13 protein-coding genes are annotated in these 23,249 nt (G+C 32.7%); 1 reads left to right on the top strand and 12 read right to left on the bottom strand.

Features of this window, described 5'->3' with window-relative positions; genetic code table 11:
• Positions 1–97 precede the first annotated feature (97 nt).
• From Q0739_RS11990 to Q0739_RS11960, 7 genes are all read right to left on the bottom strand, one after another.
• Positions 98–1,702 carry a sulfatase gene (locus tag Q0739_RS11990; protein ID WP_298238978.1) on the bottom strand — a complete coding sequence of 535 codons (1,605 nt, stop codon included), beginning with the start codon at positions 1,700–1,702 and terminating at the stop codon, positions 98–100.
• Between the two features lie 65 nt (positions 1,703–1,767).
• Positions 1,768–3,063, bottom strand: a complete 1,296-nt coding sequence (locus Q0739_RS11985) for a sulfatase (protein ID WP_298238977.1) — start codon at positions 3,061–3,063, stop codon at positions 1,768–1,770.
• Between the two features lie 267 nt (positions 3,064–3,330).
• The gene (locus Q0739_RS11980) at positions 3,331–5,634 is read right to left on the bottom strand and encodes a T9SS type A sorting domain-containing protein (protein ID WP_298238976.1); all 2,304 of its coding nucleotides are present in this window, start codon (positions 5,632–5,634) and stop codon (positions 3,331–3,333) included.
• Between the two features lie 27 nt (positions 5,635–5,661).
• Positions 5,662–7,935 carry a hypothetical protein gene (locus tag Q0739_RS11975; protein WP_298238975.1) on the bottom strand — a complete coding sequence of 758 codons (2,274 nt, stop codon included), beginning with the start codon at positions 7,933–7,935 and terminating at the stop codon, positions 5,662–5,664.
• 69 nt (positions 7,936–8,004) lie between these two features.
• Positions 8,005–9,666 (bottom strand): RagB/SusD family nutrient uptake outer membrane protein, encoded by a 1,662-nt coding sequence (locus tag Q0739_RS11970; protein WP_298238974.1) that lies wholly within the window; start codon positions 9,664–9,666, stop codon positions 8,005–8,007.
• A gap of 22 nt (positions 9,667–9,688) precedes the next feature.
• Complete coding sequence (locus tag Q0739_RS11965) at positions 9,689–12,838, bottom strand: TonB-dependent receptor (protein WP_298238973.1); 3,150 nt, start codon at positions 12,836–12,838, stop codon at positions 9,689–9,691.
• Positions 12,839–13,242: 404 nt separating this feature from the next.
• Positions 13,243–14,511 (bottom strand): T9SS type A sorting domain-containing protein, encoded by a 1,269-nt coding sequence (locus tag Q0739_RS11960; RefSeq protein ID WP_298238972.1) that lies wholly within the window; start codon positions 14,509–14,511, stop codon positions 13,243–13,245.
• A gap of 233 nt (positions 14,512–14,744) precedes the next feature.
• Here Q0739_RS11960 and Q0739_RS11955 point away from each other — a divergent pair, with 233 nt between their 5' ends.
• Positions 14,745–15,434 (top strand): NUDIX domain-containing protein, encoded by a 690-nt coding sequence (locus tag Q0739_RS11955; protein WP_298238971.1) that lies wholly within the window; start codon positions 14,745–14,747, stop codon positions 15,432–15,434.
• A 49-nt stretch (positions 15,435–15,483) separates the two neighbouring features.
• Here Q0739_RS11955 and Q0739_RS11950 read toward each other — a convergent pair whose 3' ends face one another.
• From Q0739_RS11950 to Q0739_RS11930, 5 genes are all read right to left on the bottom strand, one after another.
• On the bottom strand, positions 15,484–17,325 hold the full coding sequence (locus Q0739_RS11950) for a T9SS type B sorting domain-containing protein (RefSeq protein WP_298238970.1): 1,842 nt from the start codon (positions 17,323–17,325) through the stop codon (positions 15,484–15,486).
• Between the two features lie 112 nt (positions 17,326–17,437).
• Positions 17,438–18,754, bottom strand: a complete 1,317-nt coding sequence (locus Q0739_RS11945) for a T9SS type A sorting domain-containing protein (RefSeq protein ID WP_298238969.1) — start codon at positions 18,752–18,754, stop codon at positions 17,438–17,440.
• A gap of 301 nt (positions 18,755–19,055) precedes the next feature.
• The gene (locus Q0739_RS11940) at positions 19,056–19,349 is read right to left on the bottom strand and encodes a hypothetical protein (protein WP_298238968.1); all 294 of its coding nucleotides are present in this window, start codon (positions 19,347–19,349) and stop codon (positions 19,056–19,058) included.
• A 72-nt stretch (positions 19,350–19,421) separates the two neighbouring features.
• On the bottom strand, positions 19,422–21,053 hold the full coding sequence (locus Q0739_RS11935; RefSeq protein WP_298238967.1) for a sulfatase-like hydrolase/transferase: 1,632 nt from the start codon (positions 21,051–21,053) through the stop codon (positions 19,422–19,424).
• Positions 21,054–21,126: 73 nt separating this feature from the next.
• Positions 21,127–23,019: a sulfatase-like hydrolase/transferase gene (locus tag Q0739_RS11930; protein ID WP_298238966.1), complete on the bottom strand. Its 1,893-nt coding sequence runs from the start codon at positions 23,017–23,019 to the stop codon at positions 21,127–21,129.
• Positions 23,020–23,249 lie beyond the last annotated feature (230 nt).

Here is a 23,249-nt window from a genome sequence, read left to right as displayed (position 1 = left end):
AAATATTTATTTATTTTTTAATGATCAGATGTAGTTCGCCAATTAACATATCGCTTAGTATCAAGTAATGGTTATGGCTCATTTCATCTTTATTATCTTATTTTAAATCTGTGTTTTGTTCTTTTCTAAAGTCTGAATCTTTTACCCAATGTAATTCTGGCATTTCTTCACCTTTTATGAATCTGTTGTGGTAGTTCATGAATTTTGGAGGAAAGGTTCTGTAATTATCAAAGACATCGCCTTCTCCTAAAATTCTTGGGTCTTTTTGTGCTGTTAATTCTGCTTTCATTTGTGCAAACAATTTCTCTTTTTTAGCCTTAAAATCAGCATTAGCAGCTAAATTATTCATACACAATGGATCTGTTTTAATATTGTATAATTCTTCTTCTACCCTTTTCCCAAAACTCATTTCCCAGTACTTTTTATCTTTAGTACCATAGGTATCTAAAATGGCTGTTTTTGTTGGCCCTCCATCACAGTTTAAATAACCTGTTTCTGGGTTTCCTGCTGGCCATCTGTCTGTTTTAAAATTTTTAAGGTATAAATAATCACCTTTAAAAATACCTCTAATTGGGTATCCGATATTATTTGGGCGACCGATATCGTGACGTTCTTTACCAATTAAAATGTGGTCTCTACTTGCATCTACAATACCTGATTTGTCACCCGTTAATAATGGTGCTAATGATTTTCCTTCAATAGCTGCCATCCCTGATGCTTCTTGAGAAATACCTGCAAATTCTAAAACTGTTGGTGCTAAATCAATAAAGTTTACATAATCATCAATTTTTCTATCTGCTTGCTTAATCCCTTTAGGCCACATAATGGCTAATGGCAAGTGGTTAGACAATTCATATTCTTGCCCTTTAATTCTTGGGAATGGCATACCATTATCTGAAGTTACAATAATAATGGTATTATCTAATTTATTATGGTCTTCTAATTGTTTGATTAGCTTTCCTAACTGTGCATCAAAATATTCTAACTCTAAAGCGTAGTCTAAAATATCTTTTCTAACCTCATCATTATCTGGCCAAAAAGCAAAAACCTCATCAATTTCGTTTAGTTTTTTACCTGCTCTTAGTCCTGATTCGTATTCGTATTGTCTATGAGGTTCCCAACATCCGAACCAAAAGAAGAAGGGTTTATCTTCTTTATTATCTTTCAAGAACATATCAAAATTTCCAGCATAATCACAGTCGCTAATTTCTGTTGTAGGTGGATTTAATTTAGCATCGTTGTAATACTTTACCAATAAATTTCTTTTTGAACCATCTTCATTAAATGCTACCCCTGGCAACCATCCTTTTCCTGTGTACCCAACGTGGTATCCGTTTTCATTTAAAGTTTCTGGAAAGGTTTTAAATTTTGATGGGAAATACGGCATGTGATTACCACCTTGTTCTAATTGCCAAGAATTACGCCCCGTTAAAACCGAAGCTCTTGAAGGCGCACATTTAGCATTAGGGGTGTAGGCATTGTTAAACAATACGCCCTCTTTAGCTACTCTATCAAATGCTGGGGTTTTAATGTAGTGACTCCCATAAGCTCCCATGTGTCTCACGGTAGCATCATCTGCCACTACCAAAAGTACATTTGGACGCTCTGTTTTTTCTTCTTGTTTCTCCTTATTTTCGCTTTTACAGCTTACAAGAAGACTGACTAAAAGGCCAAAACATAGTATTAGTTTATCAGTTTTCATAATAACGGTTCTATAATTATATTTAGTTAATCTTAAAAAATTCACAAATGTTTTATAACTCCTCATCAATAACTTGGTACTGCTTCTTTTTCCCAATTTAGTAATTTAGTTTTCAATGTTTTTCCAATTTCAATTTCTTCATTGATTAAATCTTTCTTTTCAGAAATATCCTCTTTAACATTAAATAATTTATACTTGCCACTCCTGTATTTTATCAATTTCCAATTGCCATTCATAATGGCTGCATATTGGTCTTCATAACTACGAAAAAAATAAAGGTCTCGTGTTTCTAAAGTTTCTCCATGTATTAAAGGTAGTAAGCTCTTACCATTAATCTGTTTATCTAAACATCTTTTTCCACTAGCTATTTCAACCAAAGTGGGATACACATCGATGGTTTGTATGGGTGAATCGCAAACACTATTTGCTGTAGTTACACTTGGGTAATACACAATAAAAGGTACTCTGGCTCCTCCTTCTCCCAAAGTGTTACCACCAATTTTACCGCCGCTTAAAGGTGCATTCGTAAATTTACCTCCTTGGTCCGATATTAATAAAATAACTGTGTTATTAGCTATACCCTTATCTTCCAGAGCTTTTCTCACTCTTCCTACAGATTCATCAGTAGCTGAAACCATAGCCGCATATTCTGCATAAGCCCCTTCAAAACCTTCTTCTTTATATTTCTTTACCCAATCTGTTCTGCCAACATGAGGACTATGTACGTTATAATACCAAAATGATAGCACAAAGGGTTTGTCTTTATCATAATTTTCAATAAAACTAACTGCCTTATCTGTTAAAACATCCGTTAAATAATCATTCTTTAAGCTGTTCTTTGAAAAATTATATGTATCATTTTTTGAATTGAAATAAGGAGGATAATAACTTTTAGGATGTGAAGCACTTGTTACTCCAAACTGTTCATCAAAACCTTGATGAATTGGGTAATAAGGTTCTTCTCCCAAATGCCATTTACCTATAAACATATTATAATATCCAAACTCTTTTAATCTTTCTGCATAAGTTATTTCTTCTAATTGTAGCCAATTTCTAGAAGGCATTTTCGCAGGGTCATTAGGCCAATAGTTATATTCATTATCTGCCCCTCCAGATATATGACGAGGCAACTCCATTCTTATAGCCTCTTTTCCTGTTAGCAATGTTGCTCTACTTGGGCTGCATGTGGGTGTTGGAATGTATGCCCGAGTAAATTCTAAACCTTCATTTTTTAATTGGTTAATATTAGGAGTGTGAAATTTCGAATTTCTATAACCCACATCTGACCAGCCATAATCATCAACAAATAATATTACAACATTTGGTTTTTCCTGTGCATGGCAAGAAAATGTGATAAGCATCAATAAAAATATTATGCAAATACGCTTCACTATTTTAATCAGTTTTAAAAAATATGACACTTTACAAGTGTTAAAATAACACTTGTAAATATAGTTATAAATTTAGATTATCCAAATTATTAAATATAAAAAGTGCTTAATGGCTTAAATACTTAGTTTTAAACACAAAAACCAATATTGATTTTTAATCTATATAAAAACATTTAAATATAAATCTATACTCTAATTATTTAAAAAACTTCAAATGAAATATTGAAAATATGTAACCTAATTCTTTGAAATAATTTTTGATTGCGAAAAATTATTCCCAGTAACTTTTATTATATATAGCCCTTGCTGTAATTGGTTTAAGTTTAAGGTGTTTCTTTCTCCATTATTTATAACCTTACTAAAAACTCGTCTGCCATTAACATCGTATAAATCTGCTGTTAAACTTTTGTTTTTTAGAGCAATAGGCACTAGAATATTAAGAACATCGTCCGCTGGATTTGGATAAATACGGATATCATTATCCAACTTAATATCATCATTACTACTAAGTGTAGTGCCATTATCTAATAAAAATAAACCATCTAAAGCAGGTACTGTAACTGTTGCACCTACATCAGAACCATCATTTACTACTGTATCATGCCCTGAAGTTGCTGTTAATCTTTTAAAAGATCTTCCTGGAAATAATTGACTTAAATCAAAGGTATAATCGCTAATAGACGGGTTAGACAAAACAACTCCGTTTTCAAAGGCTCTTGCCAATGCTTGAGCTGCTGGTCGTAATCTAAAGTTTGTCAGATCAATATTCGCATCACCTTCAATAGTTAACTTAATATCTACAGTTGTAACACCTATATCTCTAATGTAATAACTTGTTTTATAAGCTTTATCAGTAGAAAAGAATCCTAATATTTCTTCTGCATCATTATCATAATTTGCTCCTCCCAGTATTTCCATTTTTATCAATCTTGGCGTTTCTTCAGGAAAAGCATCTAATTTAGCTTTAGCTAGTGCATCAAAACTAAATACAAAATCTCCAGATGGCACCGTAACATTCTTAAAAGTAACTGTAGCTTCTCGTTCGTTATTATTAATAGAAACTCGTAACCTTCTGTTAAACTGAGTAATGGTGCAAAAGGTATTTTCTGTTGAAGTCATTAAAGTGGTTAATCCATTATTGTTCCATAAATCTGCTGTACTCTCAGACAAATCTATATAATCTCCTAAAGGTGCTCCTAACCAATGTGGGATAGCCAAATTACCTGCATATAACTCGTCTTGAATAATAATACTTGTTCCTGGGTGTCTAGGATATTTACGCACAAAAGAATTAAAAGCAATCCCCAAACATTGTGAAGATGCTAACACAAAACGTTCGCGCTTTCTAAATTCATCATCAGTAGTACTCTCATTGTCCTTGTGAGTTACATAACTAAACTTTGGAGCATTGGAAATTGATGTGTAATAATTAAACGAATTTACCGATTTAGAAAACTGTTTATAAGTATTTTTTATATCCCCAAAACCTTCTGCTTCTATACCATTTATAACAGATGCAACGCGTTGGTTTCGAAAACTCCCTCCATCTGCCATAATCATTTTTCCAGCACCCATTTTAGTTCTCAAAAACTCATAAAACGCCACAACTCCCAACTCGTATTTTTCACGAAGTTCTGGAGAATAATTATCACCTACTCCATCATTATTTTGATCAACTTCCCTAGCGTTTCTATAGTCCACATAACGAGGAGAAATATCAAATTGAATACCATCTACAGATTCTAACAAACCTCCAGGGTTAAACCAACCCGATACTTCATCAGAAAAAACATCAATACAGCGTTTTCCGTTACTATCTACTGGAGAATCAATTGCATAATTGTATAACCAAACCAAGTTATTGTCATTCCAAGGCCCACCTACAACATGAGGTGCTAAATATACTCCTGCATCGAAATTTTTTGCTGTAGTACCATAACGTCCTCTTATCACTTCTATTTGATTTCCGTTTTTTGAGACCAATGTTACTTGTTCTGATTGATCCCAGAGCCTATTTCCAGAACCATCAAGAGGTACAATAATTATATCATCATCTCTATCTGCACGTCCATTACCAAAGCTTAACCTAAAAACTGAGGCATCGTTTACTGTAATAGTGGTTTGCGAAGTTGTTATAGCTTCAGTTGAAGTTGTTCCAGGATGATACATCCAATGACCTGCAAAATATAATGTACCGTTATTCATACGTGGATCTCGTTCTCTTCCGTTAAAATGTACCATAACTAATTTCTCAGGATGGTTGACAGCAAACTGATTGAACCAACTAGCACTTTTGGCAGTATCGAAAGTAGGCAGCTCTTCTGTGAACATTTTTCCAATAAAACCATCTAACTTAACTAAATTTTTTTCCCAATCTGAGTAGTTGTCAAATTGATGTGTTTTTTCTGAAAGAAACCTAAATACAAAAGATTTTGGATAGGTGTCATTTTGAAATATATCTTTATTTACTAATTGTGCATAACAGAAATTCATTCCGCTAAATAAAATCAGTATTACTTTTAATGATTGTAGGTTTTTCATAATTGTATTCTATTTGGCTATTTTATTTTATTTTTTTATTAAGAAAAGACCATTTAGACCTGATACTGAAACGGTTTTTCCAACATCATTTCCATTATTAACTTTTTTATCTTGATGAGCTGATGCCTTTAATCTTTTAAATTTTGAATCTGGAAACAATTCATCTAAATGAAACGTAAAAGGTTCTAAGGATGGGTTAACCAATACAACACCATTCTCAAAAGCTCTTGCTAAGGCTAATTGCCCATTAACAAGTCTAATGTTTTCTATAGCTACTTCTCCTCCTCCTTCAATTTCAATTTCTAAGTCTCCATTTGATGCTGATACGTTTCTGAAGTAAAAACTACAAGGAAGTGCCTCTAAAGAATTGATATAATTCATTACAGAAGATGCTGTTCTTTCTACATCTTGAATAGCGTCTGTACTTACAGTAATTTGTCTAGGTACCAAAGCATTAAACCCAGAAATAGGTGCTGCTGTTTTTGCTGAAAATTTCAAATGAAAATCGCCTGTACCTAATGGCACGTTTTTAAGGATTAATCTCATACTCTTTTCTGCCTTATTTGTCTTAGAGGATATTATCAATTTATCATCCTCAATTTTATAACTACAGCCAATAGTTTCTATCTCAGTATCGTTTAAATTTAAGGATTTAGATAATTCTGTTTGCTCGGATAAATCAATGATTTGACCAACTGGTTTTCCTAACCAATAGGGTTTATTTTCATCACCTTTAACCAATTCATCTAAAATACCAATTCTATAAGGTCTTTCTGATTTTGTATTTACAAATGTGTTAAAACCAATCTCTAAACATTGTGCTGTTGCAACAACCATACGTTCAATGTCCTTTTTTTCTTTAGCTGTACCTTTTTTAATCTTATTGGTAACATAAGACAACGAAGGTGTTATCGCATAACGTTTCCAATAACTAAAAAAGTTTAATGGCTTTGCATACTCTTTGTAGGCATCTCCCCAGTCGCAAAGTCCTTCTGCTTCCATACCACTGGCAACACCTACAGCTCGCATCCCATAATCTACTCCACCATCACCCACTATTAATTTATTTGGCCCTAATGCTTTACGCAATAAGGTGTAAAAATTGTAGGTTCCCATGCCGAAAACATTATCGCCGTTTATAAACCCTTTATCAATTTCACCATTGGTATCAATATCTACAAAACGTCTTCCTTGGCTTTTCTTGTTTGCTTTCCAAGAGGCGATATCAAATTGAATACCATCAAAAGCGAAAGCCATACCATCTTTGGCAAACCAAGAGCCTATATCTTCTGCCAAAACATCGGCACATTGTTTTCCGTTTTCATCTACTGGACAAACTGATGATAAATTATAATACCACAATAAGTTATTATTTTCTACATCGCCCCAAGGACCACCACTAGCATGTGGAGCTATATACGTTTTCCCTTTTTTAAAGTCTCTGGCTTTGGTTTCGTATTGTGCTCTAAGCACTTTTATACGTCCTTTTTCTTTAGACAATAATGTTACTTGCTCTGCCTGCTCCCATAATTTATTGCCTTCATCATCTATAGGTACTAGAACAATATCATCGTTCTTTTTTGCTCCATTTAACCCAAAACCTGTTTTAAAAACTGAATCGTCTGAAACTTGAATGTAAGCATCTGATACAGAAAGGTCTTCTTCTAAATAGCAACCTTTGTTATAAATCCAGTGACCTGCTGAATATTTTGAAATGCCTTCCCAATTAGGATCACGTGAGCGTCCATTAAAATGAAGTATTGTTAATTGCCGAGGATGTTCTAAGGCAAATCTGTTCGCATAATTTAGTATTTTATCTTGCTCTCTATCTCCTAGCTCTTCTGCCATTGCTTTAATAAAAATACCACTTAATCGCTCATACTCTTTAACCCATTGGTTGTATGGATTACTTACTTTGTCTGGTTTTCTAAAAAAGAAGGCTTTGGGATATTGGTCTCCTAATAAGGTTTTAGAGGTTATAGGTGTATCACTATGTATATTCACCTTATTTATAAAGGTTTGAATTTGTTTTTTATTTGCTTTTAAAACATTCTTTAATTGTGATGCATTACTATAAGTATAGTTGCTTTTAATCAACAAGTTGTAACCTTGTAAGTTTTCTTTTCTAAGATGTTTGTACTTATACTTTTTTAAGATTTTACAAGTTAAAATAGGTTTGGTAGTATTATGAGAAATAATACCATTATTTGATTCAGTTCCTTTTTTTATTGTTTGTGCTGATACCACGTTAAACAGAAAAAAGAAACCTATTATGAAATAAGAAAAGTAGTGACGAATCATCTTATATAATTATAAAAATGGGCAGAAATAAATATAACTTATTCTTGCCCATTTAATTTATTGTTCTAATTAATACCCAGGGTTATTTGGTAATAAATTAGGATTAATTACTGTTTGTGTTTTTGGTATAGGAAACCACATTTTAAATTCGTTACCTACCCAATTTCCTTTAAGAGTTGTTATTGTAGGATCTGTATTCCACTTACCAACCCCTATTTCTAGAGCTTCTATAGCAGACTCATGCCTACCAAATCTAACCAAATCAAATCGTCTTTGGCATTCAAAACATAATTCTCTTGAACGTTCATCTAAAAGTTCTTCAATAAAATCTGCTTTATTATATGCTATATCTAAAGCATCTCTAACCGCAACATCATTACCTGCAGCTCTTAGTCTTACTTTAGAAATAGTAGTTCTTGCACCTGTTTCATCTCCTGTGTAGTACTGTGCTTCAGCTTTTAATAATAAAACATCTGCAAATCTTAACAGTGGAAAGTTACCTGCTGAGTTAAATCTAGCTAACCCTCTTGTTTCATATGGTAATTGTCTAAATTTTCCTTGGCTATAAAACCTATCATTCTTAACATTATTTACAGGTAATGGGACATAATAAAGAGCTTCATCTATCATTTCTGTAGGAGAGTTATTAGCAAACCCCCTTGTTAGGTTATGATCTCTTCTAATATCTGCCTCATCATATTTTAAATACAATTCTCCTGTTGGTACAAAATCTGTTGGTCCAGCACCTAATGGAAATGTTCCTCCATTTCCTCTAGCTAATAAAATACGGAACCAATAATTTGTTGCTTGTTGGTTTTCTTGATTAGTACCTTCTGCCATTAAAAAACATTCTTTTCTCTGGTCTGCAGCTGTGGTTTCTCTAAATAATCGATCATATTCATCAATCAAAACATAACCACTTTCTGTTTCTAGGCTATTTAATATAGTAAGTGCTTTAGTATATATATCATTTGCATCAACCCACTGAAAGCTATTAAGCGCAAAGTTTAAACTTTCGCCTACATTATTCATTTTACTACTACCTAAATAACAGTATGTTTTTGCTAAATACGCTCCTGCCACCCATTTATTGGCTCTACCTAAAATTGCCGATGTTTCATTTAAATTGTTATAAGCATATTGCAAATCTTCAATGATTTGGGTATAAACAATTTCTAATGATTGTCTTCCTTGATTCGGTTCTGCTATAGGTGTTGTATTAACAGGAATGGCACCAAACATTTTTGCCAAATACATATGATAAATTCCTCTTAAAAACGTAGCTTCAGCTATAATCTCATTTTTCCTAATTTCCTCTTCTTGACTAGAAGCAACCATTAATGGCACTCTATCTATAAGAACATTTGCAGCGTTAATACCTGCATACCAGAAGTACCAATTATTTACTAACTGAGATTCCTCACCTGTATAAGCGGCAGTGGAAAAACTCAGAACTCTGTCACTTTGATTTCTATCAATCATCTCGTCAGTACCACCATTTAACACATAATATAAACTACCTCCAAAGGTATCATTGTTACCTACCCCATTTACATTATTTGCGTTAATCACAGAATATGCACCATTAAGCGCAATTTCTGCCTCATCAATATTATTATAAAACGTTTCGGTAGCTATAAATGACTCTGGACTTCCGTCTAATACATCTTCACAAGATGAAACTGCGAAAGCAAGCATCAAAATACAACTATATTTAACTAATTTTTTCATGTTTCTTTTTATTATTTTTTTATTAAAACGACACATTCATTCCTAATGTAAATGTTCTTGCTCTTGGGTAAGAACTTCTATCAAGACCTGATAATAGTCTATTACTGCTACTTACATCAGGGTCATAACCAGTATATTTTGTCCATACTTTTAAATTGGTACCCGTTACATACAATCTTGCGCTTTGAAATCCTATTTTATTTAAAACCTTAGTAGGTAGATTATATCCTAAAGTAGCGTTTGCTAACCTAATGTACGAACCATCTTCAACAAAATAACTAGATGTATAATTTGAAGTACTATTATTACGTATTATGGTAGGGTATTCATTAGTTGGATTATCTGGTGTCCATCTGTTATTATAGAAATCTTGTCTTACGTTCCATAAATTTTGCCCCTCTGTATTATATCTTGATTGATTAAATATTTCATTTCCGTATTGCCATTCTAAAAAGAAATTAAAATCGAAGTTTCCAAACTTAAATGTATTGTTGATCCCTCCAAAGAAATCTGGATTGCTATTACCAATATAAGTTTTATCATCATCATTAATAACGCCATCTCCAGCATCTGGTATACCATCACCATCTGTATCTACAGTTAATTGATCTTTAAATTTTAAACTTCCTGGGTTTATTACATCTTGTAAGCCTGTTACTACATCAGGTTTTAATTCTCCAGACTCCCCGTTAACAAAATCATCTAATTGATAGACCCCATCAAACTCAAACCCGTATATAGAACCAATAGGCTGACCAGCTTCTATTCTACCTATATCCTGAATTATGGCGCGTCCTACTGTTACTGGAATAATACTACCATCAATACCTAAACTTGTTACTTCGTTTTTATTGTGAGATACCGTTATATCTGTTTTCCAAGAAAATTTAGAGGTAGTAATGTTATAGGTTGACAAAGATAAATCCATACCTATATTTTCCAAGCTACCAATATTTTCTATTCTAGAAAAATAACCTGTTTGTGAGGATAAAGGTCTATCTAACAACATATCGTCTGTTGTTTTTTTATAGGCATCAATGGTTAAATTTATTTTATCATTAAATAATCCTAAATCCAAACCAACATTATATTGACTGGTAATTTCCCAGTCTAAATTTGGGTTAGAAACTCTAGCAGGAATTAATCCTAATGTTTCAACATTATCCAACGCTATTATAACGTTTGCAAATCTTGAAAAAGACACACCACTTTCAATACGCTCATTACCTGTTACACCATAACCTCCTCTAAACTTAAGGTTACTAATAACGTTAGAGTTCTTTAAAAAATTTTCTTTACTTACCGTCCACGCTAATGCAGCAGATGGAAAGTTTGCAAATCTATTTTTTTCGGTTAAAGCATCAGAACCATCTCTACGTATTGACCCTGTAAAGAAATACTTTCCTTTATAATTATAGTTTAACCTCCCTAGATATGATATTCTATTTCTCACATCACGATTTGTGCCCTTTTCTAAAACTGTACTTGCAATAAAAATATCATTAATTCCAGTAGTTTCAAAAGGAAACCCTCCAACATCTAACAGAAAGTTTTCTCTAACATTCTTAGTTAACTCACCAGCAGCTAACAACTTAAAACGGTTGTTTTTATTGATATTGAAACTGTAATTTAATTGATTTGTTACAGATAAAGCAGATGTAGAAACTTGTCTTAAGACACCACGACTACCAAAGTCTCGCCCAATCTGCGTTGTTTGATCATGAAACTCATCTCCTTTTGATTCAGAAGTATTACTGGTTCCTAATATTTTATATGAAAATTTATCGGTAAAATTATAAGTTAATGCTAATGACATTAAATTTCTAGATAAGGTAGAATTTCTATCTACACCGTAAATTCTATCTAATGGAGAATTATTTAACTGATCATCAAGAACATCAGAATTTGGCACTGGAATAGGGTTTGCTATTAATAAACTTCTCATAACCCCTCTATATCCTCCAGAACCTGTAAAACCTGTTGTTTTGGTATATGTTGAAGACAAATTAAAATCTGCTTTGAATCTATCTGAAAACTTATGCCCTACTTTCATTCTACCATTAAGGCGCTCAAAACCATTATTTATAAGAAGCCCTTCTTCATCATAATAACCAGCACTTGCTGAAAATGTAGTAGTCTCATTACCACCAGACATAGATACACCATGCGATTGTGTAAACGCAGTTCTTAATCCTTCTTCTTCCCAATCATACTCTGTTAAACCTGATACATCTAATAAAGAACCATCTTCATTTAAATAATCTGAAGTATCTCCCTCTATACTTAACCTGTGTTCTATATATTGTTCAGCTCGTAGCATGTTCATCTCATTAGCCGCATTAGAAACTCCTAATGACGACCTAAATGTAAAAGAGAATTTACCACTCTTACCGCTCTTTGTTGTTACAATAATAACACCATTAGCACCACGAGATCCATAAATAGCTGTTGCCGAAGCATCTTTTAAAAACTCTATGCTTTCTATATCATTAGGATCTAATGTTGACAATGGATTAAATGAACCAGAGTTGTTTATAGTAGAAGTTGCTACATCACTTTCATCGGCATCAATTTGAATACCATCAATAACATAAAGCGGTGTAGACCCTCCATTAATTGAATTAACACCCCTAATACTTACATTAACCGCTCCACCAGGTTCTCCAGACTGCAACTTTACCTGCACCCCAGCAACTCTTCCTTGCAATGCCTCTAGAGCTGATGTTGACCTTGATTGCACCAAATCTGCCGCCTTTATACTAGCTACAGAACCCGTTAAATCAGATTTTTTTACAGTACCATAACCAACAACCACAACTTCTTCTAAAGAGTTTAAATCCTCTTGTAAGATGATATTGATTGTTGAGCTATTCCCAACAGTTACCTCTTGCTCTTTATAGCCTAAATAAGAAAACACCAGTATATCTGAATTGGATACTTTTAAAACGAAGTCCCCATCAAAACCAGTAACGGTCCCCTTGTTAGTCCCTTTTATTAAAATACTTACTCCAGGCAATGGCATGCCATCTGTTACAGAGGTAACCACTCCTGTTACAGTTTTTGATTCTTGTGCACTTGAATTAAGTGACATTAGCAAGCACGCTAAAAGCACTAACAAATGCTTTCTCTTAAGTGCCATGAATACATGATCAAATAATTGATTAATTGTCATTTTTTTTAGTTTAGTTTGAATTTAATTGATAAGTGTAAATATAACACTTGTAAAATACGGTAATTTTTTTTAAATAAGCAAATAATATGTTGACTAAATATAAATTTAACAATAAATAATCATTTGATAATTAATTTTATAACTAATACAAGCAATATCTGTCTCATGTTTTAAAATATTTTTTACTTGTTCGCAGTTTATAAAAACCAAATGGCATCAACACTTGTTTTAGATTCTCAAAACATGTTATTATAATGTAAGATTCTGGAATAAATTCGAAATAACTTAAAACAAACATTCTGATATTTTTAATACCAAAAAAAATGCAACATGTTCTAAAAACTATAGACATGTTGCATTTATGCTTTTTTACGAAATAATTTGTATTCTCAATAAAGAAAATTCTATTTCTTCACAAACTTCTCAACTTTAGCATTATCAAGTACTAAGAAATATAATCCAGATTTTAAACTTGAAACGTCTAAACTTGATGCATTATTTTTTTCTCTAATAAGTTGACCAGAAATATTAACTAGTTTTACAGTTTGTATAGTTTTAGAAAATGTAATATTAGCATCTACGAAAGATGGATAAGATATTCTTTTTGCGCTTTCATTAACAAACTTATCAACCGAAAGCGTGTTACCTTGCACTAAAAAACCACTTGCATTAATTGTAGTACCCGTGTATCCATCCATTGAGATTAAAGCTAACTGATCTACAGTTAAGTCAGTATCATTAGAACCAAATTTAACATTACTAACCTTAGAGCCATCATAAGTTGCTCCTGTAATAGTAACAGTACCTCCTGTCCAATCTTTTCCGCTTGAATTTGAAAAAGAAAGATCTGAACCATTTGTAATTGCTATAACAAGATTTCCTTGAACATCAAGAGTATTCGTATTTGCCGTTTGGTTAGTATTAACATTAAGAGTTAAGTTTTTTCCAGCAAAAACACGTATAGGTGTATCTAAAGTATTTGCAACATTAAACTCTAAAACTGCAGAACTATTAGCTCTTCCTTCATATTCCGAAAACCCTAAATCAGCAAGAACAATATCGGTACCAGCAATATCTAACTTACCTGAAAATAATTGAACATCATCCGTTGCTGCAGAACCATCAAACCCAGTAGCAAGCTCAACATTACCTCCAATACGAAAATTATTCGCAGTAGTTAGAGAACCAGAGTAAGAAATTTTACTTGAAGCATCATCTCCAGATCCATGATCTACATCATTTGAATGAGTTACTGCTCCAGAGAAAGAAATGGTACCAGCTGCACCACTAGCTATTTCTACTTTAACTCTTTGCCCATCCGTATTAACAATAACTAAAGGCGCACTAATTACTAAGTCAGCTCCAGTTACTAAAATTCCTGACGCATGATTTGTAGCATTCCCTGTAGTATCAATAGTTAACGTACCAGAACCTGACAATGTAGTATTAGCTGTAACAGAAAGCAACTCTACAGTAGCATCAACATCCATTGTTACATCTGCATTTAAAACTGCTGTATCACCAGCAACTGGAACAGTATCATCACTCCAGTTAGCTGCTGTACTCCAATTGTTATTAGCTCCTCCACCATCCCAAGTGCGAGTAGCTTGTCCAAAAGCAGTAAAGCCCACAACAGACATAATTAATAATAAAAATGTGTAATTTTTTTTCATGATTTTTAATTTTATATTTTAATAAGCTATTTTAATTAATTTCAATTCTATATTTAAAGAAAAATTTTGAATAAAATTAATAAGTGTTATATTTACACGTGTAAAGATATCATTTTTTTTTATAACAACAATTTTTTTAACAAAAAGTACGATTTAAAAAGTTAAATATCAAAAAACTACCGTACTTCCGTAAACTTTAATATATTTATATGCTAACGTTAAATAGAACCTCTATGCTAAATAGTTACACCAAAGAAGACAAAGTAATGCTTGCAATTGACTGTATTATTTTTGGATTTGATGAAGAAGGCTTAAAAATTCTTTTAATTAAAAGAGATTTTGAACCCGAAAGAGGCAAATGGTCTTTAATTGGTGGCTTTTTAAAAGTAAATGAAACTCTTGATGAAGCTGCTTCAAGAATTCTTTATACACTTACTGGTGTACACGATATATATATGGAACAGTTTTACACTTACAGCGAAATAGATAGAGACCCTGTAGAGCGTACACTTTCTGTTTCTTATTATGCCTTAATAGATATTGAAAGGCATAATGAAGAGCTCATTGAAAATTACAATGCTAGTTGGCATAGTATAGCTGAAGTGCCTAAATTGATTTTTGACCACGACAAAATGCTTGACAAAGGTCTTAAAAGATTAAGAAGAAGAACCTCTATAGTGCCTATTGGTTTTAATTTATTACCTGAAAAGTTTACGATGCTACAGCTTCAAAAATTATATGAAGCTATTTTGGATAAGCCACTTGACAAAAGAAATTTTATAAATAAAATAAACAGCATGGATATCCTTATCAAATTAAACGAGAAAGATATGAGCTCTTCAACCAAAGGCTCTTTTCTTTATATGTTTGATGGAGAAAAATACAACGCTAAATTAACGGATAACTTTTATCTTAAATTATAAAATCTATCCTGACTTAAATTATAAAAATCAATTAACAAAAACCACTTATCTATCGTTTAAGTGTGAAATGCGCTTTAAAGGTTCTTAAACTACCGTCTTTAGGTTCGGTATAAACTAAATTAAACCAATAATCGCTTGTTGGCATTAAAACACCATTAAAGGTTCCATCCCACCCCTTGCCATTAGGACTTAACTGTTTTAATAATTTACCATACCTATCAAAAATGAGTATTCTAGCCTGCATCTGATTTGATATGCCTGCAATATTCCATGTTTCATTATCCCCATCTCCATTTGGCGTAAAATATTTGGGATAATCCATAACCATAATAGTTTTTTCAGTTTGCCCACAGCCTTCTAAATCTTTTACCGTAATAGTATGTTCGCCTAAAGGGACATTTCTAAAAATATTATCCATTTGCCAAGGTTCTTCATCTATACGATACGTATATACTTGTGGCCCCAAGCCTGTGGCTGTAACTTCAACAACATTATCTTCTATAAACGCATACGATACCACTTCAGCATTTACCATAGGTGGTTCGCTTGTATATACTGTTCTATTAAATATGTTGGTACAAGTTGTTATTCTATTGGTTACCTCAACACTATAATCACCACCGCTTACTGGTACTAATGTACTGCTAGTTTCAAGTGGTAAAATTGTTCCGTTTAACCTCCATATAAAACTGAAATTAGCCACATCTAAACCTGTATCTATAATGGGAGGTGTAACGACCTCTTCGGTCCCATTCGTATTTAAACACAACAGGTAATCAGATTCTAGATTTGCTTCGGGCAAAAGATTGCCTTGTATGATAAATGACCCAACGTCGTAACAGATCATATCGTTTGTTAAAATATTTTCAACTCTTACCCAAATCTGTTCTTTAGGCAAACTATTAATATAGGTACTGCTTATTGATTCGGTTAGGTTGCCATGAATAGCTTTAGACGCTTCATTATAATAAGTCACTAAAAAATCTGAAGGGTTTCGCCCATTTAATATTTCGACATCTTTACTATTAAAATTAAATTCGCAAATACCATCGTTATCACCAAAATTATCACAAACAGCATAAGGACTAATGCTTATTGGTATATTTGGTGTTTCATAAAATTCAATATTGAATTCGTAACTTTCTAAAAACACATTATTGGCATCAAAAGCTTTTGCTTTATAAACGTTTGTATCTGTAACATTTAAGGAGGCACCATTAGCTCCCACTATAAGCTCATCGGTATTTGTACCACTACCATCGTCTTGATACCACACATAGTTTACGGCATTGGCTGTAGTGGCATCTAAATTAAGTACATCGCCTTGACAAGCAACTTTACTTGAAACGATAGGAGCGTCTAATAATTTACAATTTATAGTTGCAGCACCAGCAATTTGTGTTACGGTAATAAAGCCAGTTTCTGTTGAAATATTAGTAATCAACAGCAAAAAATAATCGCCTGCATTGGTACTTGCTATATTTGCAAATTCAACCACATCGTTAGCATAACTACAATCTACATTATTTGCTGCTGTTAAATTTGAGACACAAGGTGAAACAGGATTGGTGAAAGGCCCGTAAAGAATATAATCCACATCCAAATTTGCGCCCCCGCCTAAAGTTCTGCTCTGTTCTATCTGTAAGGTCATGCTACCTGGTTGCTCAATTTGAAAATAAAACCAGGAAGGGTTAAGCACCCCACCCAAGCAACCATAATTTGGACCAAGTTCTCCTCCATTTAGTCCAGAGGTATTCGGATAAGAAAACTCACTTGAACTACACAAAGGCTCTGCATTTGCACATAACTTTGCACTACCACTTTGAGTCCAAATAATTTGAAACCAAAAAAGAAATACTATTGTAACTAATGTGATTTTATGAACATTCATATAATTGCAAAAAACTTTACAATATGCCTATTATTAGAACACCCAAATTGTAACAATTTGGGTGTTCTTTTATTTGTCTTAATAATAAAAATTATTGAAAAGCGTACTTTACTTACTGTTTAACAATTCTTTTTGTTACACTCGCTCCATTTTTAGCTTCTAATTTTACTACATATATCCCAGTACTTAAACTAGACATACTAATACGCTCTAAATTATTAGTTGCTTGTAAAACATTTTTTCCTAACAGGTTATATACTGCTACAGACGATAAAGGTTCTTTACTATTAATAGCCAATTCGCTTTTTACTGGATTAGGATACATAGTAAACTTAAATGCATCTAGTTTTTTTGTTGATAATGTTTTACCTTTTATTAAGTAACCATCTGTACTTAATTTATTATCAGAATATAATATACCATCTATTGAAATTGCATTTAATTGAGCTTGTGTTAAGCCATTAGCATTTGTGCCAAATCTAACTGAATTTGCTGTAAACCCTGTAATATTAACTTTTCCTGCTCCCCATTCTTTTGCTGAAGAATTTGCAAATCCAACAGCAACACTAGCTCCAAGAACTATATTATAGCTAGTAGATGCAGTAGCACTGACACCAGAAGCAAAACCAATATTACCCATAGATGGTTGATTGGCATTGACGTTTATTGTAAGCACATTATCATTAAAAATATTATAATTAGCTCTCATAATATCAGCGTTATTTAATGATAAGGTTGAAGTACCACTCACTTGATATCTAGTCGCTGTTTCTGATAAAAAACCTCCAGGTACTGTATTATTTGCTTCTATATTACCAGAAAATACTTGAAAAGAACCGCTAAAACCTGTATTATCACCAGTAAAACTAACAACACCTGTACCTTCACTACCACCAGAAAGACGTAAAGTTTCAACTCCTGAAACATTGCAATTTACATTTATAGTATTACCATTTCCAGAAGATAATTCGCTTACTGTAGTTACTGTTAATGAAGAATTAGAGGTAAAAGTAATTGTTCTCCCTGGTCCTCCACTAATTTTTATTTTTGATCTTCCTCCATTAGTACCATCGGTTCCTGTATTATTAATAATCACAGGTACTTCAATAGTTGCGGTTCCATTAGCACTCATATTTGATACATCAGAGTTGCTTTCAATACTTTTAGCATCAAGTGTCAAGATATTGGAACCAGACAATGTTCTATTTTTAAACACAACAGATTTAAGCGTAACATCAACATCAAGGGTCATATTATGTGATAATTGTGGAATATCAGAAGCAGAAGTACCAGGCACAGTACCTACATCCCAATTAGCAGTAGTATTCCAATTAATACCAGCTCCATTTGTTATATGAGTTATTTGCCCAAAAGCAGTAAAACTTACTACCGATAAAAGTAGTATTAAAAAAGCGTAATTTTTTTTCATGATTTTAATCTTTAATTTAGTTAGTAATTGCAATTATTTTAACACCTATTTTGTTTATCTTAAATTATTACAGTGGTTAATTTAGAATGAGAGAAACATATAAGTGTTAAATTTACACTTGTGAAAATATAATAAATATAAATACGTATAAATTAAATCTGTTTATCTGCTAAAAAAAATCGATTATCTACTGTTTTGTACTTAAAGCTTATAGTTACAAGCAGTTATACAAATAGTATGCACAAAAAAAACGTCTAAAAAATTTTAGACGCTTCATAATTAATCTATACCTATTTTTAGGCTATTCTTTTTTAGCTCTCTTCGCTTTTACGTATGCTATCCATTTTTGAAACCTTGCTTTCCCTAAAAAATCTTTCGTTTTCTTTCTTTCTACTCCTCTTACTTCTTTTCTTTCTGCACCATTTTTTATAGCATCACTAACCTCTTTCTTAAATTCAAGAATTTTTGCTGCTTCATCTTCTGTTAAAGATAAAACTTCTGTCATTTCTGCTACAGCCTTTTTGTCATTTTTTGTTTGTGCGCCTACAGTAACTGTAAGAAATAACACAAAAATCATTAATACTAATCTTTTCATTTGTCTTTGTTTTTAGTTAATAATATATATCATCATTTAAATGATAACTTGGTAGGTAAACTTATAGTTTACTTATTCTTTTTTTGATTCACCAAAGGCCTTAGGCAATGGTAGTACTTTTACATTCTTATTATAGATGTCTTGTATTTGAGCTTTACGATCTGGACGTTGGGATGAGATATCATTAAGCTCAGTAATATCATGTTCTATATCATATAAACTCCCTTCAGCATGAGGATATTTGTTTGTATTTATCCTTCCGTTTTTTCCTGTTTTTATATTGGTATTTCCAACTAATTTTTCATCACCAACTCTTATAGAATACACACTGCGCTTATGCCTTCTAAAAAACAAATAGTCATGTGCTACCTCTCCTTTTTTATCTCCAATTAAATACGGTATTACATTTACACCATCAATAACTCTATCAGCAGGCACTTTAGCTCCTGCTAATTCGGCTGTAGTTGTAAATATATCCATAGAAGAGACCATTAAATCTGATACTTCTCCTGCTGGCAATGTGCCTTTCCAGTGCATCACATAAGGCACTCTTACTCCGCCATCGTAAATACTTCCTTTCCCTGAACGCAAAGGCAGGTTTACACAACCAAAATCTACAGGTCTGGATAGTGCACCTCCGTTATCACTTAAATAATAAATAAGGGTGTTTTCTAGTAAATTTTCATCCTCTAAAAGTGCCATGATTTTGCCTACCCCATCATCAACTTTTAGAAGCATCGCTAAATATATTAATCGTAATTCTTCTGTTAATTCTTTTTTAGCTTTTGGATTATCATCCACTTTTCTATAGGCTCTATGATCGAACATTCTATCATTGCCTGTTTTAATCCACATATCCGTTTTGGTCTTTAACCGATTATAAACCGATTGAAACTTGGGTTGATGTGCCACAATACGTTTGATGGTTTTTTCCTTAGCTGTAAACGGGCTATGTGGTGCATGGTAAGCTACATAAGCAAAAAATGGATTGTCTTTATTTCTTTTTATAAACGATAAAGTTTCGTCTGTTACTGCATCGGTTAAATATTTACCATAGGCTGGAATTGGATACTCGCCACTTTTCCAACAAGGCGGAATATCTAGCCCTTTTTTCATCATTTTAAAATCTTTATAGTAGCCATGAGAAATATCATCTTCCTTAGCATAATCATCATCTCCCCAAAAGTAATCAAAGCCTCTACCTATTGGTCTTAAATCTGGGGTAATAGCCCCCATATGCCATTTCCCAAAAGCTCCAGATACATAGCCTTTTTCTTTAATAATTTTTGGTAAGAATATTTCGGTATTTAAAGGTCCTGTATCTCCATTTTTCCAATTATTATTCTCCTCCATTTGAAATCTACTTGAGCTTCGCCCTGTTAGAAGTGAAGATCGAGACGGTCCGCAAGTAGAATTTGCGACATAACCATTTTTAAAAAACACCCCTCCGTTTGCTAATTTTTCAAGATTTGGCGTTAATACTTCTACTGATGCTGGGAATTCCTTTGGATTATGAAAACTAAAATCTGCATAACCTTGATCGTCTGTTAAAATTACAATTACGTTTGGTGGTCGTTTCTTAGATGGGTTTTCTGTAGCAACTTCTTTTTTTAATTTTTCTCCCTTTTTACTTGCACATGCAAAAGACACTATTGCTAATAAAAGTAAAAAACCACCAAAAATTTTTAATTTCTTGCTTATCATAATTGTATTTACCTTATAATTGAATATCATTCTTTAAAATCTAAAAACAAAAACAATGCCAGTTGCTATTATCTTATTTTTTTATCAGTTTTTGTTTGTACACTATTTGTCCGTTTTCACCTTTCACAATTAATATATACACAGCAGAAGATAAATTGGTAATATCAAAAGGCACAATATTACTTCCAGTAAATACTTGTGATTTTTTATATACAGAACGCCCTTCAATAGTATGTAGTTCTATGTCTCCTTTAAATTGATTTGCTGTTGAGAATGTAATATTAAAAATAGAAGCAACAGGATTAGGGTATAAATTAATCGTTTTTTGATTATTTGGATCTTCAGCTGAAAGTGTTAAACCTATATATAACTCACTTGAACTTGATTCATCAAAAGTTACTGGCGGTGGTAAATCCTTTACATAGGTATCATAAAGTGTTTGTAATTCGTCTTTTCTTGAAGTATCTGTAATAGGATTTAACTCTGTAATATCGTTTTGTATATCGTATAAATCGCCACCTATAGTATGTACTCTGTTTTTTCCAGACTGCTCGTTAATGTTTCTTACTAATTTTTCATCACCAGTTCTAATGGCATATATATTATCATTAGTTCTTCTAAAAAACAAGTACTCATGTGCTACTTCTCCTTGTTTATCACCTATTAAATACGGTATTAAATTTACACCATCAATAACACGGTCAGAAGGCAAATCTACTCCTGCCAGTTCAGCTGTAGTTGTAAATATATCCATGGCAGACACCATTAAATCAGATTCTTGTCCTGCTGGTAAAACATTTTTCCAATTCATTACAAAAGGGACTCTATTACCACCGTCATAAATACTTCCTTTACCATCTCTTAGAGGTAAATTAACACAACCAAAATCTACAGGTCTCTCTAAAGCACCTCCATTATCACTTAAATAAATAATAAGGGTATTATCCAATAAATTTTCATCTTCTAAAGTCTGCATAATGTCACCAACACCATCATCAACTTTCAATAACATGGCTAAATATAACAACCTTAATTCTTCAGTAAGGTTATCTTCAACTTCTGCAACGGTCTTTCCTGCTGCTTCTATTTCATTTTTTCTGTATTCTTTATGATCAAACAATCTTTCACCTCCTGTACCTGACCACATATCTGTATAGGTTAACAAACGATCATAAACGGTCTGTAAACTTGGTTTATGTGCTACAATGCGCTGAATAGTTGCTTCCTTTACTTGAAACGGGCTATGAGGTGCATGATAAGCCACATAAGCAAAAAACGGGTTGTTTTTATTTCTTTTAATAAAAGAACGCGCTTCATCAGTTACAGCATCTGTTAAATATTTTCCGTAATCTGGAATATCAAACTCAGCAGGAGCTCCTCCTTGAGACACCCAGCAAGGAGGAAGCTCTAAACCAGCTCTTTGCATTCTATAATCTTTGTAATACCCCAATGCAGTACCTTCAGGTTCTGTTGTATATTCATCATTCCCCCAATAATAATTAAAGCCTCTTCCTATAGGACGCAAATCATTACTTGCTGTTCCTAAATGCCATTTTCCTATAGCACCAGAAACATAAGCTGTATTTTCAAGAAGTTTAGGAAGAAAAATTTCTGTATCTAAAGGTCCCGTATCTCCATTAGCCCAATTATCATTACCTTCCATTCCAAATCGACTACAACTACGACCTGTTAATAAAGAAGCTCTAGAAGGTCCGCAAGTAGCATTTGCTGCGTAACCATTACGAAAATAAATACCTCCAGTAGCTAAAGCATCTAAATTTGGCGTAAGTACATCTGCCGAAGCAGGAAATTCTGTGTCATCATGAAAACCAAAATCGGCATAACCTTGGTCATCAGTAAGAATGACAACAACATTTGGGTTTTCTGGTAGTCCTTGAGCTTTAGCATTAAAAAAAGCCACTAAAAGTAATAAAGTACTTAAAATTATGTGTTTTTTGTTTAACATAAGTAGGCTATTTAACAATTGGAAACTATTTTTATGAATCAAAACTTTTCAATAAATTACTAATCAGCAACAAATATACAAAAAAAGAAGTGTTAATACAACACTTACAGAAATTATACTGTATAGATTATTAATTTTTAGTTAAGTATTATAGAGAAGAGCCTTTCGACCTCACTTAAGATTAGATAAAGTCTAGACCTATTAGTTTCTCAGTTTTGTAGAGACTTTAA

It is taken from the genome of uncultured Algibacter sp. (assembly GCF_947487605.1).
In the GTDB taxonomy this organism is placed as follows: domain Bacteria; phylum Bacteroidota; class Bacteroidia; order Flavobacteriales; family Flavobacteriaceae; genus Algibacter_D.
The sequence above is the reverse complement of the archived record's forward strand: the minus strand, read 5'-3'. Positions and strand labels throughout refer to the sequence as shown.